The organism is Kitasatospora sp. NPDC001309 (genome assembly GCF_042896295.1).
Classification (GTDB): domain Bacteria; phylum Actinomycetota; class Actinomycetes; order Streptomycetales; family Streptomycetaceae; genus Kitasatospora.
In genome coordinates this window covers 177,077-202,901 of the sequence record NZ_JBIAXC010000001.1, presented here as the reverse complement: position 1 = coordinate 202,901, position 25,825 = coordinate 177,077, and the positions used below count along the sequence as shown (strand labels likewise).

Here is a 25,825-nt window from a genome sequence, read left to right as displayed (position 1 = left end):
GTGCTTCGACCCGTCCAGGGGCAGCATGTGCGACCGGCCGAAGAGGACCCGGCTCCGCCCCGGCGACTCTTGTTCGCCGATGGCGTAGCGGTTTCCGGTGCATCCGGCCCACCTGTGGGAACACCGATTCCCAGCATCAGGTTGGGATTGGTGTCGGCTGGTCGCGCAGCATCTCGCTCCTCTACCGGGGAGTGAATCCGTGGGCCGCGCCGCTGAGCGGGACTAGCATGCGGAAGGACAGGGCGGGGACGGACCCCGAACTGCCCGACCGCTCTGAGGAGCGATAAACGATGTTCGAGAGGTTCACCGACCGCGCGCGGCGGGTTGTCGTCCTGGCTCAGGAAGAAGCCCGGATGCTCAACCACAACTACATCGGCACCGAGCACATCCTCCTGGGTCTGATCCACGAGGGCGAGGGCGTCGCCGCCAAGGCCCTGGAGAGCCTCGGGATTTCCCTTGAGGCCGTGCGCCAGCAGGTCGAGGAGATCATCGGCCAGGGCCAGCAGGCCCCGTCCGGTCACATTCCCTTCACCCCCCGGGCGAAGAAGGTCCTGGAGCTGTCGCTCCGGGAGGCCCTGCAGCTCGGCCACAACTACATCGGCACCGAGCACATCCTGCTCGGCCTGATCCGCGAGGGCGAGGGCGTCGCCGCCCAGGTCCTGGTGAAGCTGGGTGCCGACCTCAACCGGGTGCGCCAGCAGGTCATCCAGCTGCTCTCCGGTTACCAGACCAGCGGCGGCAAGGAGTCGGCCACGGCCGGCGGGCCCGCCGAGGGCACCCCGTCGACCTCGCTGGTCCTGGACCAGTTCGGGCGCAACCTCACCCAGGCCGCCCGCGAGGCCAAGCTCGACCCGGTCATCGGGCGCGAGAAGGAGATCGAGCGGGTCATGCAGGTGCTGTCCCGCCGCACCAAGAACAACCCGGTCCTGATCGGTGAGCCCGGCGTCGGCAAGACCGCCGTGGTCGAGGGCCTGGCGCAGGCGATCGTCAAGGGCGAGGTCCCGGAGACGCTCAAGGACAAGCAGCTCTACACGCTGGACCTGGGCGCCCTGGTGGCCGGCTCGCGCTACCGCGGTGACTTCGAGGAGCGCCTCAAGAAGGTGCTCAAGGAGATCCGCACCCGCGGCGACATCATCCTGTTCATCGACGAGCTGCACACCCTGGTCGGCGCGGGCGCCGCCGAGGGCGCCATCGACGCCGCCAGCATCCTCAAGCCGATGCTGGCCCGCGGCGAGCTGCAGACCATCGGTGCCACCACCCTGGACGAGTACCGCAAGCACCTGGAGAAGGACGCCGCGCTGGAGCGCCGCTTCCAGCCGATCCAGGTCGCCGAGCCCTCGCTGCCGCACACCATCGAGATCCTCAAGGGTCTGCGCGACCGCTACGAGGCCCACCACCGGGTCTCCATCACGGACGCCGCCCTGGTCGCCGCCGCCACCCTGGCCGACCGGTACATCTCGGACCGCTTCCTGCCGGACAAGGCGATCGACCTGATCGACGAGGCCGGCTCGCGCATGCGCATCCGCCGGATGACCGCGCCGCCGGACCTGCGCGAGTTCGACGAGAAGATCGCCGACGTGCGCCGCGAGAAGGAGAGCGCGATCGACGCGCAGGACTTCGAGAAGGCCGCGTCCCTGCGCGACGACGAGAAGCAGCTCCTGCAGGCCAAGGCCAAGCGCGAGAAGGAGTGGAAGGCCGGCGACATGGACGTCGTCGCGGAGGTCAACGAGGAGCTCATCGCCGAGGTCCTGGCCACCGCCACCGGCATCCCGGTCTTCAAGCTGACCGAGGAGGAGACCTCCCGGCTGCTGCGCATGGAGGACGAGCTGCACAAGCGCGTCATCGGCCAGAAGGACGCCATCAAGGCGCTCTCCCAGGCCATCCGGCGCACCCGTGCGGGCCTCAAGGACCCGAAGCGCCCCGGCGGTTCGTTCATCTTCGCCGGCCCGTCCGGCGTCGGTAAGACCGAACTGTCCAAGACGCTCGCCGAGTTCCTCTTCGGCGACGAGGACGCGCTGATCGCGCTCGACATGTCCGAGTTCTCCGAGAAGCACACCGTCTCCCGGCTGTTCGGCTCCCCGCCCGGGTACGTGGGCTACGAGGAGGGCGGCCAGCTGACCGAGAAGGTCCGCCGCAAGCCGTTCTCGGTCGTCCTCTTCGACGAGGTCGAGAAGGCCCACCCGGACATCTTCAACTCGCTGCTGCAGATCCTGGAGGACGGTCGTCTGACCGACTCCCAGGGCCGCGTGGTCGACTTCAAGAACACCGTCATCATCATGACGACCAACCTCGGCACCCGGGACATCTCCAAGGGCTTCAACCTGGGCTTCGCGGCCACGGGTGACTCCCAGACCGGGTACGAGCGGATGAAGGCGAAGGTCGGCGAGGAGCTCAAGCAGCACTTCCGCCCCGAGTTCCTGAACCGCGTCGACGACATCGTGGTGTTCCACCAGCTGTCCGAGGTCGACATCATCCAGATCGTCGACCTGATGATCGCCAAGGTGGACGAGCGGCTCAAGGACAAGGACATGGGCCTGGAGCTCAGCGTCGAGGCCAAGAAGCTGCTGGCCAAGCGCGGCTACGACCCCATCATGGGTGCCCGTCCGCTGCGCCGCACCATCCAGCGCGAGATCGAGGACCACCTCTCCGAGAAGATCCTCTTCGGCGAGCTGCGGGCCGGCCACATCGTGGTCGTGGACGTGGACGGCGACGGCAAGGACGCCAAGTTCACCTTCCGCGGCGAGGAGAAGTCGGCCGTCGCGGACACCCCGGCCGAGGTCGCTTCGTCCGGTCCGGACCTGACGAAGTAGACCAACATTTAACAGACAACTTCACAGCCACGAGCCCCCGGCGTTCGCGCCGGGGGCTCGTTGCGTTCCGGATTCCCGCGCAGGGCCCGGACCAGGCGTTTTCTGACCTGCCGTCAGCTGACATGAAATCGGCGAGCATAGCGCCGTGGCCATGTCAGGGTCAAGGTCTATCTTTTCCAGCTCCACTTCGGTCAAATGACGTCCACCTGTCTTTCATATTGGTTTACCGGGCCTTGGCCAAGAGTCAGCTCGGTCGGGGAGGGCGTCACAACGTTGAAGACCACCAGGAGAGCCGCAGCGGTCACCACCGCGGCGGCGGTCATAGTCACGCTCGGCGCGGGTCTGTTCCCGAGCAGCGCCGTCGCGGCCGGCTCGGCACCGGTTCCGAAGGACCCGGCCGACGCCGTCCAGTCCGTCAACACCGAGCACAACATCCCGGGCCCGCTGACCGCCAAGGTCGACGCGGAGAAGAAGGCCGCCACCGAGCAGCTGCTCAACGGCACCGCCCAGGTCGAGCAGCACAACGGCAGCACCAGCGTGAAGCTCGGCAAGGACAAGTACGTCGAGCTCCCCCGTGAGCGCTCGGACAAGATCTTCACGATCCTGGTCGACTTCGGCGACCAGGTCGACAACACCACCAAGACCGCCGACGGCAAGGTCAAGTACGGCGGCGAGGCCGGCCCCAAGCACAACGAGATCGAGGCGCCCGACCGCGCCACGAACAACTCGACCGCCTGGCAGGCCGACTACAACCAGCAGCACTACCAGGACCTGTACTTCGCCAAGGACAAGCCCTCGCTGAAGACCTTCTACGAGAAGCAGTCCTCGGGCCGCTACACGGTCGACGGCGTGGTCTCGGACTGGGTCCGGGTGCCGTGGAACGAGGCCCGTTACGGCTCCGACTACTGCGGCTCCAACGTCTGCTCCAGCGCCCAGGACCTGATCCGCGACGCCGTCGACATCTGGTACAAGGACCAGCTGGCGAAGGGTCAGACCAAGGAGCAGGTCAAGGCGACGCTGGCCTCGTACGACCAGTGGGACCGCTACGGGTCGCACCACGACGGGAACTTCAACCAGCCCGACGGGTACATCGACCACTTCCAGATCGTGCACGCCGGTGAGGACAAGTCGGCCGGTGGCGGCAAGCAGGGCAGCAAGGCCCTGTGGGCGCACCGCTCGTACGTCTACGGCAACCTGACCGGCCAGGCCGGCCCGGACAACAACAAGCTCGGCGGCGTCCAGGTCGGTGACTCCGGCTTCTGGATCGGCGACTACACGATGCAGCCGGAGAACGGCGGCCTCGGCGTCTTCGCGCACGAGTACGGCCACGACCTCGGTCTGCCGGACCTCTACGACACCGCCGGCAAGGGCATCGACAACTCGGTCGGCTTCTGGTCCCTGATGTCCTCCGGCTCCTGGCTCGGCGAGGGCAAGGACAGCATCGGCGACATGCCGAACGACCTCGACGCCTGGAGCAAGTACCAGCTCGGCTGGCTCAAGGTCGACCGCGCCAAGGCGGGCACCGAGTCGACGCACCACATCGGCCCGGTCGAGTACAACACCAACCTTCCGCAGGCGCTCATCGTCGACCTGCCGAAGAAGAGCATCACCACCGACATCAACAAGCCCTTCGGTGGCAACAACGAGTGGTGGAGCGGCAGCGCCGACAACCTGAACGTCACGCTGACCCGCGACATCGATCTGACCGGCAAGACCAAGGCCAGCATCAACGCCAAGGCCTGGTACGAGCTGGAGCCGGACTTCGACTACGCCTTCGGCGAGGTCTCCACCGACGGTGGCAAGACCTGGACCGTGGTGGACGGCACCTGGAACGGCGCCGCCCTCCCGAAGGAGAACGGCCGCCCGGCCCTCAGCGGCCTCACCGCCGCCTGGGGCGACCTGTCGTTCAACCTGGACGCCTACGCGGGCAAGAAGATCCAGTTCCGCTACCACAACACCACTGACGGCGGTCTGCACTACCGCGGCTTCGCGGCGGACAACATCGCCGTGGTCGCCGACGGTGCCACCGTGTTCAGCGACGACGTGGAGAACGGCGACAACGGCTGGACCGCCGCCGGCTTCACCCGCTTCGGCGGCTCGTACACCAAGGACTACGCGCAGTACTACATCGCGGAGAACAAGCAGTACGTGTCGTTCGACCAGACCCTCAAGACCGGCCCGTACAACTTCGGTTCGGCCGCCAAGCCCAGCTGGGTCGAGCACTACTCGTACCAGCCCGGCCTGCTGATCTGGTACTGGGACGAGTCGCAGACCGACAACAACGTCAGCGCCCACCCGGGCCACGGCCTGGTCCTGCCGGTCGACTCGCACCCGGCCCCGATCAAGTGGTCCGACGGCACCCTGATGCGTCCGCGCATGCAGGGCTTCGACTCGACCTTCGGTTCGCGCCGCGTCCCGGCGCTGACCCTGCACAAGGCCGACGTCGAGACCGTCATCCCGAAGTCCAAGGGCGTCGACGAGTTCAACGACCTGAAGTCCTGGTGGTCGAAGGACGACCAGTACGCCGGTGTGGACGTGCCGAAGACCGGCACCAGCATCGAGGTCGAGAACGAGTCCGCGAACTACCTGGAGACCTGGATCCGGGTCCGCCCGGTCGACAACTGATCGTCCTGACGGTCAGGCCGTGATCGCGCGGCACTGAGTTCTCCACGTCCGGCCCGCCCCCGCCACCACGCGGGGGCGGGCCGGACGCTTTTCGGCGGCCGGGCGCTCTTCGGAGGCCGGGCGCTTTCCGTCGGCCGGCCCCGCCCGGGAGCGCGCGCACCGGGTGGCGCTGGTCACAGCGGTTCGGCGCGGTACGACCGGGCCTAGTAGTCGGCGGGGCGGGACCGCGGCGTGGACCCGGTCGGGCCTCGGCGATCCGATCTCATGATCATTACTCCGTCGGTGGGAATCCCCGGCGCCACGCCGACTACACGGGGTAGTACATCGCCGGGTTTGGGGCTGCGCTCGGTGACGGTTAAAGCTGAGTGCTCCCCAGCGCAGCCGACCGCCCGACCGGCCGTTTCCGTGCTGCCCCCGCACGACCGTGAGGTACGACCCGCGATGTCCAACGTCCCGCCCGTGGGGCCGGCCCTGCGCCGGCTCGCCGTCCGCGCGACGGCCCAGGCGGCCGTCTGGCAGCCGCGGATCGGCCAGGCCGTCCGCAGCCGCGCCGTACCGTCGCTGCGGCTGCTCACGACCCCCCGGCACGCCACCCTGCCGGGCAGCCGGCAGCGGACCGAGCGCGACCACGCGGTGGCCTCGGCCGGGGCGGCCGCCGCGCTGCTGGCGGGCGTGCTGCTGATCGCCACTCCGGGCAGCGCCTCGGCGCAGACCGTACGGCCGACCACGCCCGGCAGCTCGGCCTTCACGGCCCCGCGGGCGGAGGTGCCCAACCCGGGCCTGGTGCAGGTGGCCGGGCCGAGCCCGTACAAGCTGCCGGACGACGCCGCCTCGGCGCAGGCCTTCGTGGCCGTGGCGCCCAACCTGCTGCCGCTCGACCCGGCCGCCGCGGAGCCCGCGCCCGCCGAGCAGCCCGGCGCGCAGCCGGAGGCCGCACCGGACCCCGCACCCGCGCCCGCGCCGGACTGGTCGGCGCCGGCGCCGGACGCGCCGACCAGCAACCCGTTCGGGAAGCCCAACCGCAGCTACGCCGCCGGGTACCACACCGGGGTGGACTTCGCGGTCTCCCCCGGCACGCCGGTGCTGGCGGTCGGCGACGCGACCGTGGTCTCGGCCGGCTGGGACGGCGCGTACGGCAAGGAGGTCGTGCTGCGGCTGGCCGACGGGCACTTCGCGCAGTACGCGCACCTGTCGGCGGTCTCGGTGTCGGCCGGCGACCGGGTGCCGGCGGGCCTACGGGTCGGACTGTCCGGGAACACCGGCAACTCGACCGGGCCGCACCTGCACTTCGAGATCCGCACCAGCAACCGCTACGGCGCGGTGGTCAACCCGATCGCCTACCTCTCCGCGCACGGAGTCACGGCGTTCTAGGACGCCGTGCCGCGGTGCCGCGGTGATCAGCCGGTGGTGCCGGTGGTGGGTCGGCCGATCCGGCTGCTGATCTCCAGCGCGACCTCGCGGGCCGCTTCGAGCGCCTCCTCCAGGTCCGCGGCCGGCAGCTTCTCGCCCCACACGTTCTCGGTCTCGCCGCAGTCGGAGGAGTCCTGCTTGAGCAGGAAGAACGCCGAGTGGGCGGTGAACAGCGCCATCGTGGCCCGCAGCCGGTCGCGGAACCCGGCGTCGGGCCCGTGCACCAGCTGCATCATGGTGATCACGCGCTCCCGGAACGCCAGCCCGGCCGGGGACTCCCGCAGCGCGGGCTGGTTCTCGTGGAAGAAGCGCAGCAGCGGGGCCCGCTCGGTCATCCCGTCCGCGTAGCGCCGGATCAACTCGTCGCGCATCTCCGGGCTCCAGGCCTCCTGCTCCCGGCCCCACGCGATGATCTCGTCGATCGGCGCGGCCATCCGCTCCACGATGCCCAGGACGATGTCGTCCTTGGTCTTGAAGTGGTAGTACAGCGCGGCCTTGGTGACGCCCAGTCGGTCGGCGATCTCACGCAGCGAGGTCTGCTCGTAGCCCTGCTCCGAGAAGAGCTCCAACGACACCTCGATGATGCGAGCCCGGGTGTCGCTGCGGGGGCTGTGCGGAGTGCCCATGGCCTGCCTCGTTGACTGCGTCGGTGACGGCTGCGGTGACTTGCTGCGGTGACTTGCTGCGGTGACGGCTGCGGACCCAGGGTGGCGTCCGCCCCGGGCCCATTCTCCCTGCCCAGGCGCTCGGTCTTAAAACTGGCTTGACGACCGGCTAGTAAAAAGCCTACCGTGCCGACGATCGATAAACTAGCCGGGCGTCAAGTAAGTGATCCGCACCGCGGCGCGAGGCCCGTCCGAAACACCCCTCCGGGAGACCCCACCCCATGTCACAGTCCAAGACCGCCGGCCCGGTACCGGAGGACAAGGCGACCGAGGAGGAGCAGCCGCGGTCACCCCGCGAGATCCGCCTCGTGATGGTCGGCCTGGTCGTCACGATGCTGCTGGCCATGCTCGACAACCTGATCGTCGGAACCGCGATGCCGACCATCGTCGGCGACCTCGGCGGCGCCGAGCACCTCTCCTGGGTGGTCACCGCGTACACCCTGGCCACCGCCGCCTCCACCCCGATCTGGGGCAAGCTCGGCGACCTCTACGGTCGCAAGGGCATCTTCCTGACCTCGATCGTGATCTTCCTGGTGGGCTCGGCGCTGTCCGGCCTGTCCCAGAACATGAACGAGCTGATCGGCTTCCGCGCCGTGCAGGGCCTCGGCGCCGGCGGCCTGATGGTCGGCGTCATGTCGATCATGGGTGCGCTCGTCCCGCCGCGTGACCGCGGCAAGTACCAGGGCATGTTCGCCGCCGTGATGGCCCTCGCCACCATCGGCGGCCCGCTGGTCGGCGGCTTCATCACCGACCACCTGAGCTGGCACTGGACCTTCTACATCAACCTGCCGCTCGGCCTGATAGCCCTCGCCGTGGTCGTCGTCACCCTCAAGCTGCCGAAGGTCACCAACACCGCCCGGATCGACTACCCGGGCGCGGTGCTGCTCACCGCGGGCATCACCTCGCTGGTGCTGATCACCACCTGGGGCGGCCAGCAGTACGCCTGGGGCTCCAAGGAGATCCTCGGCCTGGCCGCGCTCGCCGTCGCCTCGCTGATCGCCTTCTGCTACGTGGAGCAGCGGGCCCAGGAGCCGATGCTCCCGCTGAGCCTCTTCAAGAACCTGAACTTCACCCTGGTCTCGATCATCGGCTTCGTGGTCGGCTTCGTGATGTTCGGCTCGACCGTCTTCCTGCCGCTCTACCAGCAGATCGTCCAGGGCGCCTCGGCGACCAACTCCGGCCTGCTGCTGATGCCGATGATGTTCGGCATGCTGGTCGTCTCGCTGGTGGTCGGCCAGGCCGTCACCAAGACCGGCAAGTACCGGATCTTCCCGATCATCGGCACCGTCGTGATGACCGCCGGCATGGTCCTGCTCTCCACCATGGGCGTCGGGACCAGCAGCTTCACCTCGGCCTGCTGGATGGTCGTACTCGGCGCGGGCATGGGCTTCCTGATGCAGATCACCATGCTGGTCGCCCAGAACAGCGTCGAGCTCAAGGACATGGGCGTGGCCAGCTCCACCGCCACCCTGTTCCGCACCATCGGCGGTTCCTTCGGTGTCGCGCTGTTCGGCGCCCTGTTCAACAACCGGGTGAAGGACACCATGACCTCGCGCCTGGGCGAGCAGGCCTCGGCCGGCGGCGGGGCGAAGGACCCGGGCCAGGTGAGCCCGGCCGAGCTGCGCAAGCTGCCCGAGGTCGTCCAGGACGCCTACCACCACGCCGTGTCCAACGGCATGCACACCGTCTTCCTGTGGGGCGCCGGGGTGGCCGTGATCGCCATCGCCGCCGCACTGTTCCTGCGCGAGGTGCCGCTGCGCGGCACCGGCAAGGGCGAGAAGCCGGCCGAGGCCTCGCTGGAGGCGGCGGCCGTCTGACGACCGCCCACGGACGACGGCGCCCCCGGGAAGGGATCTCCCGGGGGCGCCGTCCTCGTTGTCCGGGGGGCTTCGCCTCCGGCTACTGGGGCAGCCGGTAGACGCCCTGCTCGACCGGCTCGACCAGGCCGTCGGCGACCAGGCCGTCCAGGGCCCGGGCGCGCTGCACCGCGTCCGGCCAGACCGCGTCCAGCCGGGCCTGCGGGACGGTGCCGTGCGCCTCGCGCAGCACCGCGAGCAGCTTGCCGCGCACCTGGCGGTCGGTGCCCTCGTAGGTCTGGCCGCGCCGGGCGGGGCCCTCGTACGGCGGGCGGCCGGCCCGCTGCCAGGCGCAGACGGTGAACAGCGGGCACTCCCCGCACTCCGGGCCCCGGGCGGTGCAGACCAGGGCTCCCAGCTCCATCACGCCGACCGCCCAGGTGGCGGCCGTCCCGGCGTCGTCCGGCAGCAGCGCGGTCGCGGTGCGGCGCTCGGCGGCGGTGGTGGCGGTGGCCGGGTACTCCACGCCGGTCACCGCGCGGGCGAAGACCCGGCGGACGTTGGTGTCCAGCACCACGTGCCGCTGGCGGAAGGCGAAGGAGGCGACGGCCGCGGCGGTGTACTCCCCCACCCCGGGCAGCGAGAGCAGCGTGGCGTGGTCGTCCGGGACCTCCCCGCCGTGCTCCTCGGTGATCGCCACGGCGGCCGCGTGCAGGCGCAGCGCGCGGCGCGGGTAGCCCAGCCGGCCCCACATCCGGACCGCCTCGCCGGGCGCCTCGGCGGCGAGGGCGGCGGGGGTGGGCCAGCGGGTCATCCAGGCCTGCCAGGCGGGCAGCACCCGCTTCACCGGGGTCTGCTGGAGCATGAACTCGCTCACCATGACGGCCCAGGGCGTCGCGTCGGGGGTCCGCCAGGGCAGGTCGCGCTTGCTGGCCTCGTACCAGTCGATGACGGTCGAGTGCAGCAGCGGCAGGGGCAGTGGCGGCGCGGGGGCGGCTTCGGTGGCGGTGATGGCAGTCATGGCCCTTCGATCCTCCCACGGCCGCGGAGCCGGATCGAAGCGGATGCGGGAGCTCCGGACGGACCGTTCTCCCCCGGTTTCCGCTCGGGTCGCCACCCGGGCTCCTTCCGGACTCCAGCGGGTCTCCGGCCGGCTTTCCGCCGGTTTCCGGCCGGGCATCCGGGTGAAAGGACTCCCTCGAACGGATCAAATGGCGGATCATGTGAAAGAAGGGGCGACTGTGCGGTGTTGGTGAGTCAATCGCCACACGCAGTCCCATAGAGTTTGATCGTGCCCTCTTTGCGTCAACCCGTGGGACCGCTGCCGGCCTCGATCTACTGGCGTCGGCGTGTCGTCGTGCTCGTCGCCGTCGCGGCGGTCGTCGCCCTGATCGCCTGGCTGATGACCGATCAGGGCGGGGGCGGTGACGGCGGCTCGTCGAGCAAGGCCGCGCAGCCCGTACCGTCCCAGAGCCAGACGCCCGCTCAGGCGATCACGCCCGGCGCCTCGCCGAGCGGCCCCGCGGCGCACCCGGCCGGCGGCTCCGGCGGCGGGCCGGTGGCCAGCGGCGGCGGCAGCGAGGTCGGCCTCAGCGGCGGCGCCACGGGTGGCGGCGGCGGGACCGGCGGCTCGGGCGGGACCGGTGGGTCCGGTACCTCGGGCGGGTCCGGCGGCGCGGGCGGTTCCAGTGGCGGCAGCCCGGCGCCCGGCGGGGCCGGCGGCTCGGGCGGTGGCGCCCCGGCGGTGAACACCGCCGAGGTGATGGCACTCCCGGTCTGCTCCTCCTCGCAGGTCGCCCTGGAGCTGGCCGGCACCCAGAACTCGTACCAGCCCAAGGACAAGCCCAAGCTGGCGCTGACGGTCAAGAACTCCTCCGGCGCCAACTGCCGGGTGGACCTGGGCCGCACCGCCTCCGTGATCACGGTCAGCAGCGGCAGCAACAACGACCGGGTCTGGTCCTCCGGCGACTGCCCGCCCGACAAGGGCAACATCTGGGTGCAGATCCCGGCGAACGGCAGCCAGACCGAGACCTTCACCTGGGACCGCAGCCGCAGCAAGCCGCAGTGCGCGACCGCCGACCAGACCGCCCCGGCGAACGGGACGTACGTGGTGCTGGCGGAGCTCACCGGGCTCTCCGGCGACAAGGTGTCGGCCCGGACCTCGATCCGACTGGACAGCTGAACGCCCGTCACGTCCCCACGGAGCCCCCGGCCGCCGAGCGGTCGGGGGCTCCGCGCTTCGGCACGTCGGCCCGGCGGCACGTCGGCCGTTCCGTGCCGCGGGGTCCGGGGACGCGGAACGGCCCCCGAGGAAGCGTTTCTCCGGGGGCCGTTCGTGGTCCGCTGCGCGTCCGCGTCCGGTCAGACGTAGCGCTCCAGGATGGACGATTCGGCAAGGCGGGACAGGCCCTCGCGGACCGAGCGGGCCCGGGTCTCGCCGACGCCCTCGACCGTCTGCAGGTCGTCGATGCTGGCCGCGAGCAGCTTCTGCAGGCCGCCGAAGTGCTCGACCAGGCGCTCTATCACCGTGTTGGGCAGGCGCGGGATCTTCGCCAGCAGGCGGTAGCCGCGCGGGGAGACGGCGGAGTCCAGGGACTCCGGCGTGCCGGAGTAGCCGAGCGCCTTGGCGACCGTCTGCAGGTCCAGCAGCTCGGCGTGGGTGAGCGCCTCCAGGTCGGCCAGCACCTCGGTGACCGTGCGGCCCTTCTTGGCGGCGCGCTCCGGGAAGTAGTCCCGGGCGACCAGCTCGCGCTCCGGCTCCACACCCGCGATCAGCTCGTCCAGCTGGAGCGAGAGCAGACGGCCGTCGATGCCGAGCTCCAGCACGTAGCCGGCGATCTCGGTGGCGATCAGCCGGACCATCTCCAGGCGCTGGGCCACGGCGGTGACGTCCCGGACCGTCACCAGGTCCTCGATCTCCAGGGCGGAGAGCGTGCCGGCCACCTCGTCCAGGCGCAGCTTGTAGCGCTCCAGGGTGGCCAGCGCCTGGTTGGCGCGGGAGAGGACGGTGGTGGAGTCCTCCAGCACCCGGCGGGTGCCGTTGACGTACATGGCGATCAGCCGCATCGAATGCGAGACCGCGACCACCGGGTAGCCGGTCTGCCGGTTGACCCGCTCGGCGGTGCGGTGGCGGGTGCCGGTCTCGTCGGTGGGGATGGTGGAGTCCGGCATCAGGTGGACGCCGGCCCGGACGATCTTGGTGATGTCCTTGTCCAGCACCACCGCGCCGTCGAGCTTGCACAGCTCGCGCAGGCGGGTCGCGCTGAACTCGACGTCCAGGACGAAGCCGCCGGTGCAGATCGGCTCGACGGTCTTGTCGAAGCCCAGCACGATCAGGCCACCGGTATTGGCCCGCAGGACCCGTTCCAGTCCGTCACGAAGCGCGGTACCGGGCGCGATGGCGGTGAGGGAGGCCCGCAGCAGGGCCTCCTCACGGGAGGCCTTGTCCGCCCCCCGGTCGCTGGCTGCCACGTGACTCCTCCGGTCGACCCCGTGCCGCGCGCCTCGCGCCGTGCGCCGGTCCGCGGTCTGTTGCTCTGTCGCTCAGTACCGCTCCGGTACTGCCTTCTGGCCAATGAGACTGGGGAAAGTCTAACTGCGTGCGGCTTCGGCAGGGCTTGGGTCAGCGCAGTTCATCGGAGTCGAGCGGCTCCCAGCCGTCCATCAGCTCCTCCGGGTACGCCGGGACCCGGGGTGCGCGGGGCGCCGGCGGGGCCGACGGAGCCTCACCACGCCCCTCCGTACGGGCCTCACCGCGGGTCTCGGAGCGGCTCTCGGAGCGCGACTTGGCGGCGGCCCGGCGGCGGCCCGGGATGGCCCGCAGCGCCTCGCCGATGTCGGCCACCTCGACCACCTTCATGCCCGGCGGCACCTTGCCCGGGTCCGGCGGGACCAGGGCGTGGGTGAAGCCCAGCCGGTGCGCCTCGGCCAGCCGGCGCTGCACACCCGTCACCCGCCGCACCTCGCCGGCCAGGCCGACCTCACCGATCGCCACCAGGTTGCTGGGCAGCGGGGTGTCGGTGGAGGAGCTGGCCACCGCGAGCGCGACCGCGAGGTCGGCGGAGGGCTCGGTGAGCTTCACCCCGCCGACCGTCGCGGTGTAGATGTCCTGCTTGCCGAGCTTCACCCCGCCGTGCCGCTCGACCACGGCCAGGATCATCGCGATCCGGGGCGACTCCAGGCCCGAGGTGGTGCGCCGCGGGGAGGGGATCTGCGAATCCACCATCAGCGCCTGCACCTCGGCGACCAGCGGGCGCTTGCCCTCCAGGGTGACGGTGAGGCAGGTGCCGGGGACGGGCTTGTCACGCCTGGTCAGGAAGAGGCCGGACGGGTCGGCCAGGCCGACGATGCCCTCGTCGTGCAGCTCGAAGCAGCCCACCTCGTCGGTGGCGCCGTAGCGGTTCTTGACCCCGCGGATGAGCCGCAGCCGGGCGTGCCGGTCGCCCTCGAAGCTCAGCACCACGTCCACCAGGTGCTCCAGCAGGCGGGGGCCGGCGATCTGGCCGTCCTTGGTGACGTGGCCGACCAGCAGGGTGGCCATGCCCCGCTCCTTGGAGGCCCGGATCAGCGCGCCCGCCACCTCGCGGACCTGGGCCGGGCCGCCGGGGGCGCCGTCCAGCTCGGCGGAGGCGATGGTCTGCACCGAGTCCAGGATCAGCAGGCCGGGGTTGACCGCCTCGATGTGCCCCAGCACCGCGCCGAGGTCCTGCTCGGCGGCGAGGTAGAGGTGCTCGGAGAGGGCGTTGATCCGGTCGGCGCGCAGCCGGACCTGGCCGGCCGACTCCTCGCCGGTGACGTAGAGCGTGCGGTGCCGGTCGGTGGCCGCCTTGGCCGCGACGTCCAGCAGCAGGGTGGACTTGCCGACGCCGGGCTCGCCGGCCAGCAGCACCACCGCGCCGGGCACCAGGCCGCCGCCGAGCACCCGGTCCAGCTCCGGCACGCCCGTGGAGCGGGCCGTCGCGACCTGGCCGTCCACCTGGGCGATCGGCCGCGCGGGCGCGCTGACCGGGCCCGCGGCGGTGGTGCGGATCGGCACCGCGCCGTACTCCTCGACCGTGCCCCAGGCGTTGCACTCCGGGCAGCGGCCGACCCACTTCGGCAGCTGGTTGCCGCACTCGGTGCAGCGGTAGGCCGGGCGCGGCTTGGCGGTGGTCTTGGAACGCGGAGGCATGCGGCCCACGGTAGCGGCTGGGTGTGACAGCGGAGGACCACCGCCGGACCGGACGCGCGCCCACACAGATGGGCGATGTTGTTACCCGAAAGAAGTACATACGCGGCGAACGGCGGGGACGGACCGCCCGCTGCTCCTACCGTCGGACGGGTGACAACGCGAACTGTTGGGCCCGTCGGGGCTGCGGACGCCGTGCTCGCGGCGTACGACCGGCAGGTGGACGGCCTGTTCACCTACTGCCTCTCGGTGCTGTGCGAGCACGACGCGGCGGCCGGCGCCCTGCGTGAGGTCCGCGAACTGGCCCGGCGGCACGGCAACCGGCTGGCCGAGCCCGGACTGGTCCGGGCCTGGCTCTTCTCACTGGCCCGGTACTGCTGCCTGCGGCGGCTCGCGGACGGGGCCTGCTCGGAGGGCGGGAGCTGGCCGGAGAGCGGCAGCGGGTCGGAGGACGGGACCGGCACGGGGCCAGGGGCCGATTCGACCGGCGCGGAGGCGACCGGCGCGGAGGCGGTCCGGCGGCGGCGCGAGCTGGCCTCGCTCGCCTGGCCGGAGGCGGCCGGTACGGACCCGGAGCAGCGCGAGGCGCTGGAGCTTTCCGTCCGGCACCGGCTGACCCCGCTGGAGGTGGCGGCCGTCCTGGGCCTGCCGTTCGAGCGGACCCGGGCCCTGCTCGCCGCCGCCGAGGCCGAGGTGGCCCGGACCAGGGCGGCGCTGCTGGTGCTCGGGGTGGGTAGCTGCCCCGAGCTGGACCGGCTGGGCGGGGCCGGGGCCGAGTCCTGGCGGGACTGGGTGCTCGGCCCGGCGCTGCGGCGGGAGCTGGTGCAGCACGTGGTGGACTGCCCGACCTGCCGGGGAACGGCGGAGCGGGTGGCCGCCGGCGGGGCGGCGGAGGGCGCGTCCGGGCTGCCGGGGCTGTCTGGACTGTCCGGGCTGCCGCTGCTGACGGCGCCGGCCGCGGTGGGCGGCGCGGCGCAGCCCCTGGTGGCAGGGGCGGCGGGGCGGCGGGGTACCGCGGCGGCCGAACCGGGGCTGCGCTTCGACCACGGCGGCTTCCCCCGGCACCGGGCGCCGGACGCGGGCCGGAGCCTGGCGGTCCGTCGGCGGGTGGTGACCACCGGGGTGCTCGCGGCCGTCCTGGCGGCGCCGGTGGTGGCGCTCTGGGCCGGGCACCGGGGCGGCACCGGGGCGGGGGCGGCGGCCTCGGTGTCGGCGGTGCGGGTGGACGGGGCCGGGTCGGACGCCGGGCAGCGGCCGCCCTGGTCGGCCGGGGTGGGCGCGGGCGGCGGCGCGGGGATGCCCGGGCTGGAGCTGGCGGGTGCGGGTGACAGTGGGGCGGGTGGCGGAGGTGGCGGGAGTGGTGCAGAAACGTTGCTGCCCGGCTTTCCGCGGCTCACCCTCCAGGGACCGCTGGTCCCCGTGCCGGCCCGCGGCGCGACCCCGCTCGGCAGCCCCGCCCTGGTCGCCGCCCCGGCCCCCGCGGTCGAACAGGCCTCCGCACCGGGCGCGGGCAACCCCGCGCCCGCCGGGCTGCTCACCGTCGAGGCCGGGGAGTACGGCAGCCGGACGGTGCTCACCCTGACCAACTCCGGCACCACGGAGATCCGCTGGCACGCGGTGACGGACGCCGGCTGGCTCCGGCTCAGCCGCGACTCGGGGACGCTGGCGCCGGGGCAGCGGATCACCGTGATCGTCACCGTGGACGAGGACCTCGCGCCCACCACCCACTGGACCGCCCGGATCGCGCTGCCGCCCTCCCAGGCGGTGGTCACCCTGGAGGGCGGACCGCAGAACCGGGGCGGTACCGCGTCCTCCTCGGCGGAGCCCTCGTCGGGGGACTCGACGGGGAGTTCGGCAGGGAGCTCGGCAGGGCCTTCCTCGGGGCCTGCGCCCTCGGGGCCTTCGTCGGCCTCCGCCTCGCCCTCCTCGCCGGCGTCGCCTTCGACGACGGCCCCGGCCCAGCCCACCGCGACGCCGAGCCGGACGGTCCCGCCGTCCCCCTCCGGATCGCCGAGCAGCGCACCCGCGACCACGGCGTCTCCGACGGCCGGCGCCTCGCCCCACCCGACGGGGGCGGCGACGGGGCACTAGGCAGGCGGGCCGCGGTGCCGCGTGGAGTGGGAAGTCGGCCAGGTCGACTTCCTGCTCCGCGTGCTGTGGGCCGGGCGGCGGGAGCGGGGGGCAGGCGGGGGCGGGGCGTCAGTGGCGGTGGATCGGGGGGACCTGGTAGCTGCCGTCCAGGACCGACGGCTTCGGGCGGTAGAGCCGGATGATCGGGCGGAACTCGCCGAGCGGGGTGGGGAGCCAGTTGGCGGCGGCCGTCGCGTCCTCGGGCGGTTCGTGCTGGAGGGTCACGGTCAGCGAGCCGTCCGGGCCGTAGACCAGGCCGGGGGTGCGGTCGCCGATCGAGTAGCGGTCCTCCGGGTTCTCCACCAGGTAGTAGTCCGGCACCGAGTACATCGTGACGGACCAGAAGGCCTCGGCCGGCGGGGGCTCCTCGAAGCGGAGGGTGTAGCTGTTGGCGCCGGTGAGCGGGCGGCCGTCGGAGTCGTCGTAGGTCATCGCGTACGAGGCCTCGTAGGCGTGGTTGCCCCACAGGCCGGCCCGGGCGGCGGCGGCCCGGCTGAGGTAGGCGGCGCGGCGGTCGGGGATGCGCCACTCGGGGTCGTCCAGGGTGCCGGGGCCCAGGTGGTCGATGTTGTAGTCGAAGAGGTGGAGCGCCGAGCGCCACTCGCCGAGCGGGTGGTCCTCGGGCGGGCGGGTCGCGTCCTCGACCCGCTCCCGCCCGGCGGCCAGGCCCTTGGCGAGTGCGAGGGTCCACTCGGCGGCGGCGGCGCGGTACGGGGAGGCGCCGTCGTCCAGCAGGCCGAGCGGGGCGAAGCGGCGCTGGTACTCGATGTCGGGGGTGGCCGGCGGGAAGGCCTGCATCCACACCCGCAGGCGTTCGAAGAAGGCCAGCCGCTCGGGGACGTCCGGGTCGGGCTCGGGGACTCCGGCGACCAGGCCGCCGGGCTCCAGCGGCTCCAGGGCGAGCGCGGCCTGGAGGGCCTTGACCCGGGGCAGGTCGTCCGGGCCGTCGCAGGCGAACCGGCCGACGATCGTGCCGACGGTGGTGGGCAGTTCGATCACCCGGGCCGGGTCCGGCGCGGTGCCGTGCCAGTCCGGCGGGACGACCAGCCAGGTCTGCGCCGCGGTGCCGGTGGCGCGGCTGCCGAGGTAGGCGACGTTGTCCGTCCAGGCCCCGATGAACTGCAGCACGTAGTAGGCGCCGGCGGTGTCCGGGACGTGCAGCACCTGCGGGCCCTCGGAGAGGTCCAGTTGGGCGATCGAGTAGATGGTGTCGTTGTTGACCGAGACGAAGTGGTCGCCGGGGCCGGCCAGCCGGGTGGCGTGGCTGAAGTGGTTGAACGGCGCCGCCGGGAGGGTGCCCAGGCCGCCCTTGGCGAAGCGCTCGACCATGGTGAGGCCGGCGACGAGCGGGTAGCCGTAGACGTAGGCGTCGGCGGCCAGGGCCTCCAGCTCGGGCAGGTTCATCGGGGTCCTTCGTCGGGTCGGCGCCGGGGCGGGGCGGGCCAGGGCGGGGCGGAGTCAGCGCGGGGTCGGCACGGGGTCAGCGCGGGGTGAGCGGCGGGGGCTGCCAGCGGCCGTCCAGTACGGCGGCCTCCGGGCCGTGGATCCGGAGCACCACGGCGAACGGGCCGTCCGGGGCGGGCAGCCAGTTGGCGGAGTGGTCGGCGTTGGCGGGGCGCTTGTGCTGGAGGTAGAGGGTCAGGCCGCCGTCCGGGTCGCGGAGCAGGCCGGGGGTGTCGCCGCCGACCGAGTAGCGGTCCAGGGTGTTGTCGACCAGCCGGTGCCCGGGGAGCGCGTAGACGGTCACCGACCAGAAGAAGCGGGCGGGTGGCAGGGCGTCCGGGGCGAAGCGGATCAGATGGTCGCGGTCGGCGGCGTTCGGCGGGCGGCGGCCCTCGCCGTCCGCTGCCCAACGGCCGTACCAGACCTCCTCGGTGGGCAGGCCGTACGGGTCGAGCTCGGCGGCGACGGCCAGCCGGAGGAAGTCCCCGCCGAGTTCCTCGCGGGTGCCGAACAGGCCTGCGGAGTCGCGGAGTTCGGCGACCGCCCGGGTCAGCCGGGCGCGGCCGTCGGCGATCCCGCGGCCGAGTTCGGCCCGCACCTCCAGCGGGAGGGCGGCGGGCTCGAACTCCCCGCGGCCGTCGACGCCGAGGTCGGTGAGGCGGCCGCGCAGCGCGGTCTCGGCGGGCGGGAGTGCGTCGGTCGGCGGGAAGAAGCCGAGCAGGAAGTCGAGGAAGGTGAGGAACTCGACGCCCTCCGGGACCTCGTCGCGCCAGACCGGCCAGACCGGTTCGGGGGCCGGGGCGGGCGCCGGGGTGCCCGCGTACGCGTGCAGCGGGCGCAGCCGGTACTGCTCCTGGACGGCCCGTAGTGCGGTGAGGTCGGCGGGGGTGTCCCCGGGCAGGCGGGTGCGGCCGACGACGCCGACCAGCCGGGTGGCGGCGCGGATCACGCCGGTGATGCCGGGCGGGACCTCGCCCTGCCAGTCGGGGCCGGCCACCAGGAAGTCCCCGGCGTCCTGGCCGGTGGTCCGGGAGCCGATCAACCCGGCGGGCAGGGTGTCGAGTTCGTGCACCGCGAGGGCGCGGTAGTCGTCCGTGGCGGGCACCGAGAGCACCCAGGGTTCGGCGCGCAGGTCGAGCCAGGCGCGGGACGGGAGGGTGTCGTTGTCGGGGGTGACGGCGTCGGTGTCGGCGGGCCCGGCCGGCCGGGTGGTGTGGCGGAAGACGCCGAAGCCGCCGACGTAGCCCGGGTCGGCGTCGTCCAGGGCCTGGGTGTAGAGGGCCCGGTAGTTCCGCAGGAGGGGGTGGGCGCGGATCCAGGCCTCGGCCGCGGTCGCGCGGATGGTGGCCGGATCGACGAGTGCCGGGTTGACCATGCTGTCGCTCTCCAGGCCGGATCAGGCAGACAAGGGCAGACAAGGGGTGGATCAGGATGGATCGGGGCAGATCGGTACACCTGGGATGCTAAGGGGGGTGGGTGGGGGTGGCACGTCGGGCGGCGCCTGCGGCGGGCGGATCCGGTCCGGCGCTCTGCCCAGCGCTAACCCGGGCGTGGCGGCGGGCCGGCGGGGACAGGCTGAGTGGCATGAAGATCCTCCTGCTCGGGGGCTCGTCCTTCCTCGGACGTGCCTACGCCGCCGAGGCGCTCGCCCGCGGCCACCAGGTCACCACCTTCAACCGCGGCCGCAGCGCCCCCGACCTGCCCGGGGTCGAGGCCGTCCGGGGCGACCGCGACAGTGCCGAGGACCTCGCCCGACTGGTCGAGGGCCGCCGCTGGGACGCCGTCGTCGACACCTCCGCCCGTCAGCCCGCCCAGGCCGCGCTCTCCGCCCGGCTGCTGCGCGGACGGGCCGACCACTACACCTTCGTCTCCTCGGTGCACGCCTACGCCGACTGGGGCACCCAGGTGATCACCGAGGACTCCCCGCTCCTCCCCTGCCCCGCCGACACCCCGCCCGACCAGCCCTTCGGGCGCGAGTTGAAGGCGGGCGGCGAGCGCGCGGTGCTGGCGGGCTTCGGCGCCGAACGCACCCTGGTGCTCAGCAGCGGACTCCTGATCGGCCCGTACGAGCTGGGCGGCCGGCTGCCCTGGTGGCTGGAGCGGATGGCCCGCGGCGGGCGGGTGCTCGCGCCCGGCGATCCGGAGCGGACCATCCAGGTGATCGACGTCCGGGACTTCGCCGCCTTCGGGCTCGACCTGCTGACGGCCGGGACGGTCGGCCGCTTCCTCACCACGGCGCCGCCCGGGCGGCTCACCTTCGGGCAGTGGCTGGAGACCTGCCGGGAGCTCGCAGGCGCGCCCGGCACCGAACTGGTCCCGGTCGGGGACGCCGCCCTGCTGGCCGAGGGGCCGGACCAGGTCGGCCCCTGGCTCGAACTGCCCTTCTGGGCACCGGACCTGCCGGAGTGGAGGTACATCTGGCAGGTCGACAGCAGCCGCGCCGAGGCGGCCGGGCTGCGCTGCCGCCCGTTCGCGGAGACCGCCCGGGACACCTGGGAGTGGCTGCGCGCCCGGGGACCGGCCGAGGACACCGACACCGAGGGGCGGAAGCTGGTGCCGGGGGCGCCGTTCACCCAGGGGATCGAACCCGCCAAGGAGCAGCGGCTGTTGGCCGCACACGGGTGAGGCGCCCGGGGGCGGGGGCCTCGCGCGGAGCCTGAGCGCGGAGCCCGAGGGCGGGGGCGGGGGCGGGGGTCGCTCCCCGCCCCGGCGGGCCTCGCTCAGTGGCTGCGGCGGGTCACCAGTTCGGCCAGCGCCAGCAGTTCGTCCGCCGCGGCCGGCTCCGGTACGGCCACGGCCAGCTGTGCCATCGCCGCGGCCATCCGCTCGCAGGACTCGCCCTGCGCCCAGCCGCGCCCGCCGGCCTCGTCGACGGCGGCCGCGCACTGCGCCAACTCCTCGGCGGTGAGCGGGCGTTCGAGCGCGTAGAGCTCGCCGAGCCGGGCCCCGGCGGGGGTGCCGGAGCCGAGCGCCTTGACCACCGGCAGCGACTTCTTCCGGGCGACCAGGTCCGCGCCGACCGGCTTGCCGGTGACCGTCGGGTCCCCCCAGATGCCGATCAGGTCGTCGATCAGCTGGAAGGCCAGGCCGATCTCGCGGCCGAAGCCGTCCATCGCCCGGGCCGCCTCCTCGGAACCGCCGCCATACAGCGCGCCCATCGCGCAGGCGGCGCCGAGCAGGGCGCCGGTCTTGGCCTCGGCCATCGCCAGGCACTCGGCGAGCGAGACGTCGTTGCGCTGTTCGAAGGCGCAGTCGATCTGCTGGCCCTCGCAGAGCTCGACCACGCAGTCGGCGAGCCGGCGGATCGAGCCGCGGGCGGCCGGGTGGGCGTCCTCGGCGACCAGGCGCAGCGCCAGGGAGTGCATCGCGTCGCCGGCCAGGATGGCCTCGGTGGTGCCGAACACCCGCCAGGCGGTGGGCCGGTGGCGGCGGGTGTCGTCCCGGTCGATGACGTCGTCGTGGAGCAGGGTGAAGTTGTGGACCAGCTCCACAGCGGCGGCCGCGGCGGCGGCCGTCCCGGGGGTGCCGCCGAGGGCCTGGGCGGCGGCGAGGACCAGCGCCGGGCGGATCGCCTTGCCGGAGGAGGACTCGGAGGGCGTGCCGTCCGCCTCCCACCAGCCGAAGTGGTACCCGGCGACCTTGCGCATCGTGCCGGGCAGCGAGTCGACGGCGGCCCGCAGGACCGGGTCGACCAGGCCGCGGGCGCGGGCGAGGATGTCCGCGGCCTCGTGGCCCTCTTTGTGGTCCCGCTCCAGCGTGGAGCTCGTCATGGGTTCCTCCCCCGTATGTCGTGGGACGGCCGGCCCGTCGGGCGGCCGGGTTGCGCCGGGGCGGCGGGCCGGTGGCCGTGCACACCGCGGCGCGCCGCCCGGCCGGTGGCTGGTGCCCCGGCCGGGCGGCGCGGATTCGGGCTCGGAGGCCGAGCCGGGAGCCCGTCGTCAGCGCTGGGCGACGTCCACGTTCTCCAGCACGCCGACGGCGTCCGGGACCAGGATCGCGGCCGAATAGTAGGCGCTCACCAGGTAGGAGATGATGGCCTTCTCGTCGATTCCCATGAACCGGACCGAAAGGCCCGGCTGGTATTCATCCGGAATTCCGGTCTGGTGCAGGCCGACGACACCCTGGTTGTGGTCGCCGACGCGCATCGCGATGATCGAGCTGGTGTGCCCGCCGATGATCGGGATCTTGTTGCACGGGAAGATCGGCACCCCGCGCCAGGCGTTGACGTGCTTGCCCTCGACCTCGACGGTGCCCGGGTTGAGGCCGCGCTTGCTGCACTCCCGGCCGAAGGCGGCGATGGCCTTGGGGTGGGCCAGGAACATCTTGGTGCTGCGGCGACGGCTGAGCAGCTCGTCCATGTCGTCCGGTGTGGGCGGGCCGGAGTGGGTCTGGATCCGCTGGTCGTACTCGGCGTTCTCCAGCAGCCCGAACTCCGGGTTGTTGACGAGCTCGTGCTCCTGGCGCTCGCGCAGCGCCTCGATGGTCAGCCGGAGCTGGTGCTCGGTCTGGTTCATCGGCTGGTTGTAGAGGTCGGCGACGCGGCTGTGCACCTTGAGGATGGTCTGGGCGACGCTCAGCTCGTACTCGCGCGGCTTGAGCTCGTAGTCCACGAAGGCGCCGGGCAGGTCGTACTCGCCCTGGTGGCCGGCGGAGAGGCCGATCGCCGCCTCGCCGTGCTTGTTCTGGGCCTGCTGGAAGCCGTTCAGGTACTCCATGATCTGCAGCTGGAGCGACTCGGAGCGGTCGTGCAGCTCCTGGAAGGAGGGCCAGGCGAGCGCCATCACCGTGCCGGAGGTGGCGGCGCGGACGGTGTACGGCCAGGCGCCGTCCTCCTCCTGGAGCGCCTCGTCGCCCAGGTGGTCGCCGTCGGCGAGGGTGCCGACCACCGTCTCCTCGCCGTACTTGCCGGTGCCGAGCCGGTCCAGCTTGCCGTGCGCGATCAGGAAGACCTCGGTGATCGGCGTGCCGGCCGTGACCAGGACGTCGCCCGGGGCGAACTGGCGCTGCACGAAGCGGCCGGCCAGCTCCTCCAGCACCGCGTCGTCCTGGTAGCCGCGCAGCACCGGCACCTCGGCCAGCGTCTGCGGGACGATCCGCACCTCGGAACCGGTCTTGACGAAACCCACCCGGCCGCGGCCGACCTTGTGGCGCAGGCGGCGGTTGACCCGGTACGTGCCGCCGGAGACCTCCACCCAGGGCAGCATCCTGAGCAGCCAGCGCGGGCTGATGCCCTGCATCTGGGGCGCGGACTTGGTCGTGGTGGCGAGGTTCCGCGCGCCCGCCGTGCTCAGTGACTGCTGCTGCCGGATCTCCGGCTGCGCGCCCGGCGCAGGAATACCGGCATTGGTTTCGGTCGACATAAGGGAGGCCCTTCGCATGCCCGATGAAGTGTCGCCTTGCGCATTCATGTTGCAGCTTCATGGTGGGCCCGTTCGGGGGCGTCCCGCAATCACTCATTCGAGTGGTTCCGAATAACCGAACAAATAGTACGACTAGATCACCTGATCGATATTTGTTCGACTATTTATTCGAAACTACCGGAACCCCGACCCGCCATCTTCCCCCATCGACCGCCCCGCCCGCGCCACCCCTTGACAGATCCGGTCCGCACCCGCCCTGCCGTTCGAAGCCGTCGAACGGACCGCTAGGGTGCCCTGACCCTTCGTCAACTACGGTCCGGGAGGCGTCGCATGAACTCACCCGTACGGGTCTGGCTGAACCGCACCTACTCCGAGAACGTCCACTTCATCGAGCAACTGCGCACCGGCGCACGCCCGGTGGTCGTCCACGCGACCCACGCCGACCCGGACTCCCCCGTGCTCGCCGCCGCCGACCACGGCACCCCGGAACCCGCCGACCTGCCCACCGACGCCTACGTCCGCTACGCGCTCGACTACTGCGCCCGGCACTCCGTCGACGTCTTCCTGCCCCGACTGCACCAACTCGCCGTCGCCCTGGCCCTACCGGAGTTCGAGGCCCTCGGCACCACCCTGCTCTGCCCGCCCGCCACCGCGGTCGCCGCCTTCGCCGGCAAGGCGGACGGCTACGCCGCGATCGCCGCCGCCGGACTGCCCACCCCGCCCTGGTGGCGGGTCCGCACCCCGGACGAACTGCTGGCCGCCGTCGAGCGGATCGAGGACGACGGGCACACCGCCTGCCTCAAGCCCACCACCGGCGCGGGCGGCGCGGGCTTCCGGGTCCTCACCCGGAAACCGTACGACCCGGCCCGGCTGGCCGGCTGGGACCACCGGGTGCAGGTCGACCAGGTGGCCGCGGCACTGGCCGCCCCCGCCGCCGGGGGCGAGCCGCTCGACCTGCTGGTGATGCCGTACCTGGACGGGCCGGAGGTCTCGGTGGACTGCCTGGCCGACCGGGACGGCCGCCCGCTCACCGTGGTCGGACGGACCAAGGACGGCCGCCGCCGGGGCTTCACCACCGACGAGCGCTACCTGGAGCCGGTGCGGCGGCTGGTCGCGGCGAGCGGGATGGCGTACCTGTGCAACGTCCAGTTCCGCGAGTGGCAGGGGCGGCCGGTGGTCATCGACGTCAACACCCGCCCGGCCGCCGGGCTGTACCAACTGGGGCTGTGCGGGCTCAACCTGGCCTGGGACGCGGTGCGGCTGGCGCTCGGGGAGCGGGTCGAGGCCGGCGGGCCGCCGGACGTGGCGGGGATCGAGTACACCCTGGTGTCGGGGATCCAGCCGGTGCTGCCGCGGCGGGTGCCGGTGCGGTCGTAGGGGCTTGCCGACCGACCCTAGAGCGGGCCGTTCCAGTCCAGCGTCGGCTCCAGCACCCCCTCCAGGGTGAGCAGCCAGCGCTTCACGTCGATCCCGACCCGGCCGCCGCCGAAGCCGCCGATTCCGTCCGCCGCCACCACCCGGTGGCAGGGCACCAGCAGCGGGACCGGGTTGGCGGCCATCATCTGCCCGACCGTCCGGGCGGCCAGGCCGGGCTCGGTGACGTCCTCGAACACCCCGCTACGGGCGGCCAGTTCGCCGTAGGTGACGGTCTGCCCGTACGGCACCTGCTCCCAGAGCGTGCGCAGCACGGCGCGGTGCGGCCCGGAGCTGAGGCTCCAGTCGATCGGCAGGCCCAACTCGCGGGTGCGGCCCGCCAGGTAGGCGCCGATCCGCTCGGTCACGGCGGCGATCTTCGCCGGGTCGGTGCACGGCGGCACCTCGCCGTCCCACCCGCCGTAACCGGCCGCCGCCACGCCCAGCGGCGTCACCGCGATGTGCATCGGGCCGCTGGGCAGCGGGGTGGGCACGGTCAGCCAGGACAACGACGACTGCGGCACGCTCGGGCCCCCGCCCTCCACCGGGTCGGACGGCGGGGGCACCGGCGTCCGAGGGGCTGGTCCGCCCCGCTCGCCATCGTACGGCGGGGCGGCGGGGCGCCGGAGGTGTTGTGCGGGCTCGGGGTACCGGAAGGGAGCGGCCCCGGCCTCAGTGCTGCCCCTTGAGCTCCGCGGACAGCGCCCGCGCCCAGTGCGACAGTTCGGCGCGGTCCGGCGCCCGGCCCTCGCACAGCACGGCGAGCTGCGCCTCGTTGATCCGGTTCGGTCCCGGGATCTCCAGCAGGTAGGCCAGTTCGGCCAGTACGGTGGCCAGCCGTTCGGCATCGGTGTGGTCCAGGACGGCCGCGGCCTGGTGGTGGCCGATGGTGAGCGAACCGGGCATGGTCAACCTCCTCCGTGACCCCCGCCCCTCCACCGTACGACCGACCCGGCCACCCCGCCCGCCGCGGAGGCACGCACGCGTGGGCGGAGCGACCGGCGGC

General features: G+C 72.7%; 18 protein-coding genes. 8 read left to right on the top strand and 10 right to left on the bottom strand.

The annotated features are described in order from the left end of the window. Positions 1-290: 290 nt before the first annotated feature. From ACFY2K_RS00945 to ACFY2K_RS00935, 3 genes are all read left to right on the top strand, one after another. Positions 291-2,810 carry an ATP-dependent Clp protease ATP-binding subunit gene (locus ACFY2K_RS00945; protein WP_375881675.1) on the top strand — a complete coding sequence of 840 codons (2,520 nt, stop codon included), beginning with the start codon at positions 291-293 and terminating at the stop codon, positions 2,808-2,810. A gap of 273 nt (positions 2,811-3,083) precedes the next feature. Next, the gene (locus tag ACFY2K_RS00940) at positions 3,084-5,435 is read left to right on the top strand and encodes an immune inhibitor A domain-containing protein (RefSeq protein WP_375881672.1); all 2,352 of its coding nucleotides are present in this window, start codon (positions 3,084-3,086) and stop codon (positions 5,433-5,435) included. Positions 5,436-5,876: 441 nt separating this feature from the next. Then, positions 5,877-6,806 (top strand): M23 family metallopeptidase, encoded by a 930-nt coding sequence (locus tag ACFY2K_RS00935; RefSeq protein WP_387709077.1) that lies wholly within the window; start codon positions 5,877-5,879, stop codon positions 6,804-6,806. A gap of 26 nt (positions 6,807-6,832) precedes the next feature. Here the strand turns inward: ACFY2K_RS00935 and ACFY2K_RS00930 are convergent, their stop codons facing one another. Continuing rightward, the gene (locus ACFY2K_RS00930) at positions 6,833-7,471 is read right to left on the bottom strand and encodes a TetR/AcrR family transcriptional regulator (RefSeq protein ID WP_380522912.1); all 639 of its coding nucleotides are present in this window, start codon (positions 7,469-7,471) and stop codon (positions 6,833-6,835) included. Between the two features lie 260 nt (positions 7,472-7,731). Between ACFY2K_RS00930 and ACFY2K_RS00925 the strand changes: the two genes are divergently transcribed. Further along, the gene (locus ACFY2K_RS00925) at positions 7,732-9,327 is read left to right on the top strand and encodes an MDR family MFS transporter (RefSeq protein WP_380522913.1); all 1,596 of its coding nucleotides are present in this window, start codon (positions 7,732-7,734) and stop codon (positions 9,325-9,327) included. Between the two features lie 82 nt (positions 9,328-9,409). Here ACFY2K_RS00925 and ACFY2K_RS00920 read toward each other — a convergent pair whose 3' ends face one another. Further along, positions 9,410-10,327, bottom strand: a complete 918-nt coding sequence (locus tag ACFY2K_RS00920; RefSeq protein ID WP_380586259.1) for an A/G-specific adenine glycosylase — start codon at positions 10,325-10,327, stop codon at positions 9,410-9,412. A gap of 291 nt (positions 10,328-10,618) precedes the next feature. Between ACFY2K_RS00920 and ACFY2K_RS00915 the strand changes: the two genes are divergently transcribed. Continuing rightward, on the top strand, positions 10,619-11,488 hold the full coding sequence (locus tag ACFY2K_RS00915) for a hypothetical protein (protein ID WP_387709074.1): 870 nt from the start codon (positions 10,619-10,621) through the stop codon (positions 11,486-11,488). 179 nt (positions 11,489-11,667) lie between these two features. On the opposite strand, the gene disA is transcribed toward ACFY2K_RS00915, so the two are convergent. Continuing rightward, entirely contained in the window at positions 11,668-12,726 is a 1,059-nt protein-coding gene (disA, locus tag ACFY2K_RS00910) for a DNA integrity scanning diadenylate cyclase DisA (RefSeq protein ID WP_350507754.1), read from the bottom strand. A 202-nt stretch (positions 12,727-12,928) separates the two neighbouring features. Next, positions 12,929-14,476, bottom strand: a complete 1,548-nt coding sequence (gene radA / locus ACFY2K_RS00905) for a DNA repair protein RadA (protein ID WP_375881658.1) — start codon at positions 14,474-14,476, stop codon at positions 12,929-12,931. 150 nt (positions 14,477-14,626) lie between these two features. On the opposite strand from radA, the gene ACFY2K_RS00900 reads away from it, so the two are divergent. After that, a complete protein-coding gene (locus ACFY2K_RS00900; protein WP_387709071.1) occupies positions 14,627-16,564 on the top strand; it encodes a hypothetical protein in 1,938 nt (645 codons plus the stop codon). A 108-nt stretch (positions 16,565-16,672) separates the two neighbouring features. On the opposite strand, the gene ACFY2K_RS00895 is transcribed toward ACFY2K_RS00900, so the two are convergent. Further along, positions 16,673-18,007: a DUF1254 domain-containing protein gene (locus ACFY2K_RS00895; RefSeq protein ID WP_387709069.1), complete on the bottom strand. Its 1,335-nt coding sequence runs from the start codon at positions 18,005-18,007 to the stop codon at positions 16,673-16,675. Between the two features lie 76 nt (positions 18,008-18,083). Further along, a complete protein-coding gene (locus tag ACFY2K_RS00890; protein ID WP_380595313.1) occupies positions 18,084-19,421 on the bottom strand; it encodes a DUF1254 domain-containing protein in 1,338 nt (445 codons plus the stop codon). A gap of 209 nt (positions 19,422-19,630) precedes the next feature. Between ACFY2K_RS00890 and ACFY2K_RS00885 the strand changes: the two genes are divergently transcribed. Next, positions 19,631-20,671 carry an NAD-dependent epimerase/dehydratase family protein gene (locus ACFY2K_RS00885; RefSeq protein WP_380640383.1) on the top strand — a complete coding sequence of 347 codons (1,041 nt, stop codon included), beginning with the start codon at positions 19,631-19,633 and terminating at the stop codon, positions 20,669-20,671. 95 nt (positions 20,672-20,766) lie between these two features. On the opposite strand, the gene ACFY2K_RS00880 is transcribed toward ACFY2K_RS00885, so the two are convergent. Together ACFY2K_RS00880 and ACFY2K_RS00875 are read right to left on the bottom strand one after the other, a co-directional pair. Next, positions 20,767-21,816, bottom strand: a complete 1,050-nt coding sequence (locus ACFY2K_RS00880; RefSeq protein WP_375881644.1) for a family 2 encapsulin nanocompartment cargo protein polyprenyl transferase — start codon at positions 21,814-21,816, stop codon at positions 20,767-20,769. Between the two features lie 168 nt (positions 21,817-21,984). Continuing rightward, entirely contained in the window at positions 21,985-23,406 is a 1,422-nt protein-coding gene (locus ACFY2K_RS00875) for a family 2B encapsulin nanocompartment shell protein (protein ID WP_375881641.1), read from the bottom strand. Between the two features lie 330 nt (positions 23,407-23,736). Here ACFY2K_RS00875 and ACFY2K_RS00870 point away from each other — a divergent pair, with 330 nt between their 5' ends. Next, entirely contained in the window at positions 23,737-24,783 is a 1,047-nt protein-coding gene (locus ACFY2K_RS00870; RefSeq protein ID WP_380526250.1) for an ATP-grasp domain-containing protein, read from the top strand. 17 nt (positions 24,784-24,800) lie between these two features. Here ACFY2K_RS00870 and ACFY2K_RS00865 read toward each other — a convergent pair whose 3' ends face one another. Further along, positions 24,801-25,343 (bottom strand): methylated-DNA--[protein]-cysteine S-methyltransferase, encoded by a 543-nt coding sequence (locus tag ACFY2K_RS00865; protein WP_380526248.1) that lies wholly within the window; start codon positions 25,341-25,343, stop codon positions 24,801-24,803. A gap of 148 nt (positions 25,344-25,491) precedes the next feature. Then, the gene (locus ACFY2K_RS00860) at positions 25,492-25,725 is read right to left on the bottom strand and encodes a hypothetical protein (RefSeq protein ID WP_380526246.1); all 234 of its coding nucleotides are present in this window, start codon (positions 25,723-25,725) and stop codon (positions 25,492-25,494) included. Between the last annotated feature and the right edge of the window lie 100 nt (positions 25,726-25,825).

What these genes read in the sequence shown, in the direction of transcription:
- ACFY2K_RS00945 (WP_375881675.1), top strand. Translation starts at nt 291, where the DNA reads ATGTTCGAGAGGTTCACCGACCGCGCGCGGCGGGTTGTCGTCCTGGCT.
- ACFY2K_RS00935 (WP_387709077.1), top strand. Translation starts at nt 5,877, where the DNA reads ATGTCCAACGTCCCGCCCGTGGGGCCGGCCCTGCGCCGGCTCGCCGTC.
- ACFY2K_RS00930 (WP_380522912.1), bottom strand. Translation starts at nt 7,471, where the DNA reads ATGGGCACTCCGCACAGCCCCCGCAGCGACACCCGGGCTCGCATCATC.
- ACFY2K_RS00925 (WP_380522913.1), top strand. Translation starts at nt 7,732, where the DNA reads ATGTCACAGTCCAAGACCGCCGGCCCGGTACCGGAGGACAAGGCGACC.
- ACFY2K_RS00920 (WP_380586259.1), bottom strand. Translation starts at nt 10,327, where the DNA reads ATGACTGCCATCACCGCCACCGAAGCCGCCCCCGCGCCGCCACTGCCC.
- radA (WP_375881658.1), bottom strand. Translation starts at nt 14,476, where the DNA reads ATGCCTCCGCGTTCCAAGACCACCGCCAAGCCGCGCCCGGCCTACCGC.
- ACFY2K_RS00895 (WP_387709069.1), bottom strand. Translation starts at nt 18,007, where the DNA reads ATGAACCTGCCCGAGCTGGAGGCCCTGGCCGCCGACGCCTACGTCTAC.
- ACFY2K_RS00890 (WP_380595313.1), bottom strand. Translation starts at nt 19,421, where the DNA reads ATGGTCAACCCGGCACTCGTCGATCCGGCCACCATCCGCGCGACCGCG.
- ACFY2K_RS00885 (WP_380640383.1), top strand. Translation starts at nt 19,631, where the DNA reads ATGAAGATCCTCCTGCTCGGGGGCTCGTCCTTCCTCGGACGTGCCTAC.
- ACFY2K_RS00880 (WP_375881644.1), bottom strand. Translation starts at nt 21,816, where the DNA reads ATGACGAGCTCCACGCTGGAGCGGGACCACAAAGAGGGCCACGAGGCC.
- ACFY2K_RS00875 (WP_375881641.1), bottom strand. Translation starts at nt 23,406, where the DNA reads ATGTCGACCGAAACCAATGCCGGTATTCCTGCGCCGGGCGCGCAGCCG.
- ACFY2K_RS00870 (WP_380526250.1), top strand. Translation starts at nt 23,737, where the DNA reads ATGAACTCACCCGTACGGGTCTGGCTGAACCGCACCTACTCCGAGAAC.
- ACFY2K_RS00860 (WP_380526246.1), bottom strand. Translation starts at nt 25,725, where the DNA reads ATGCCCGGTTCGCTCACCATCGGCCACCACCAGGCCGCGGCCGTCCTG.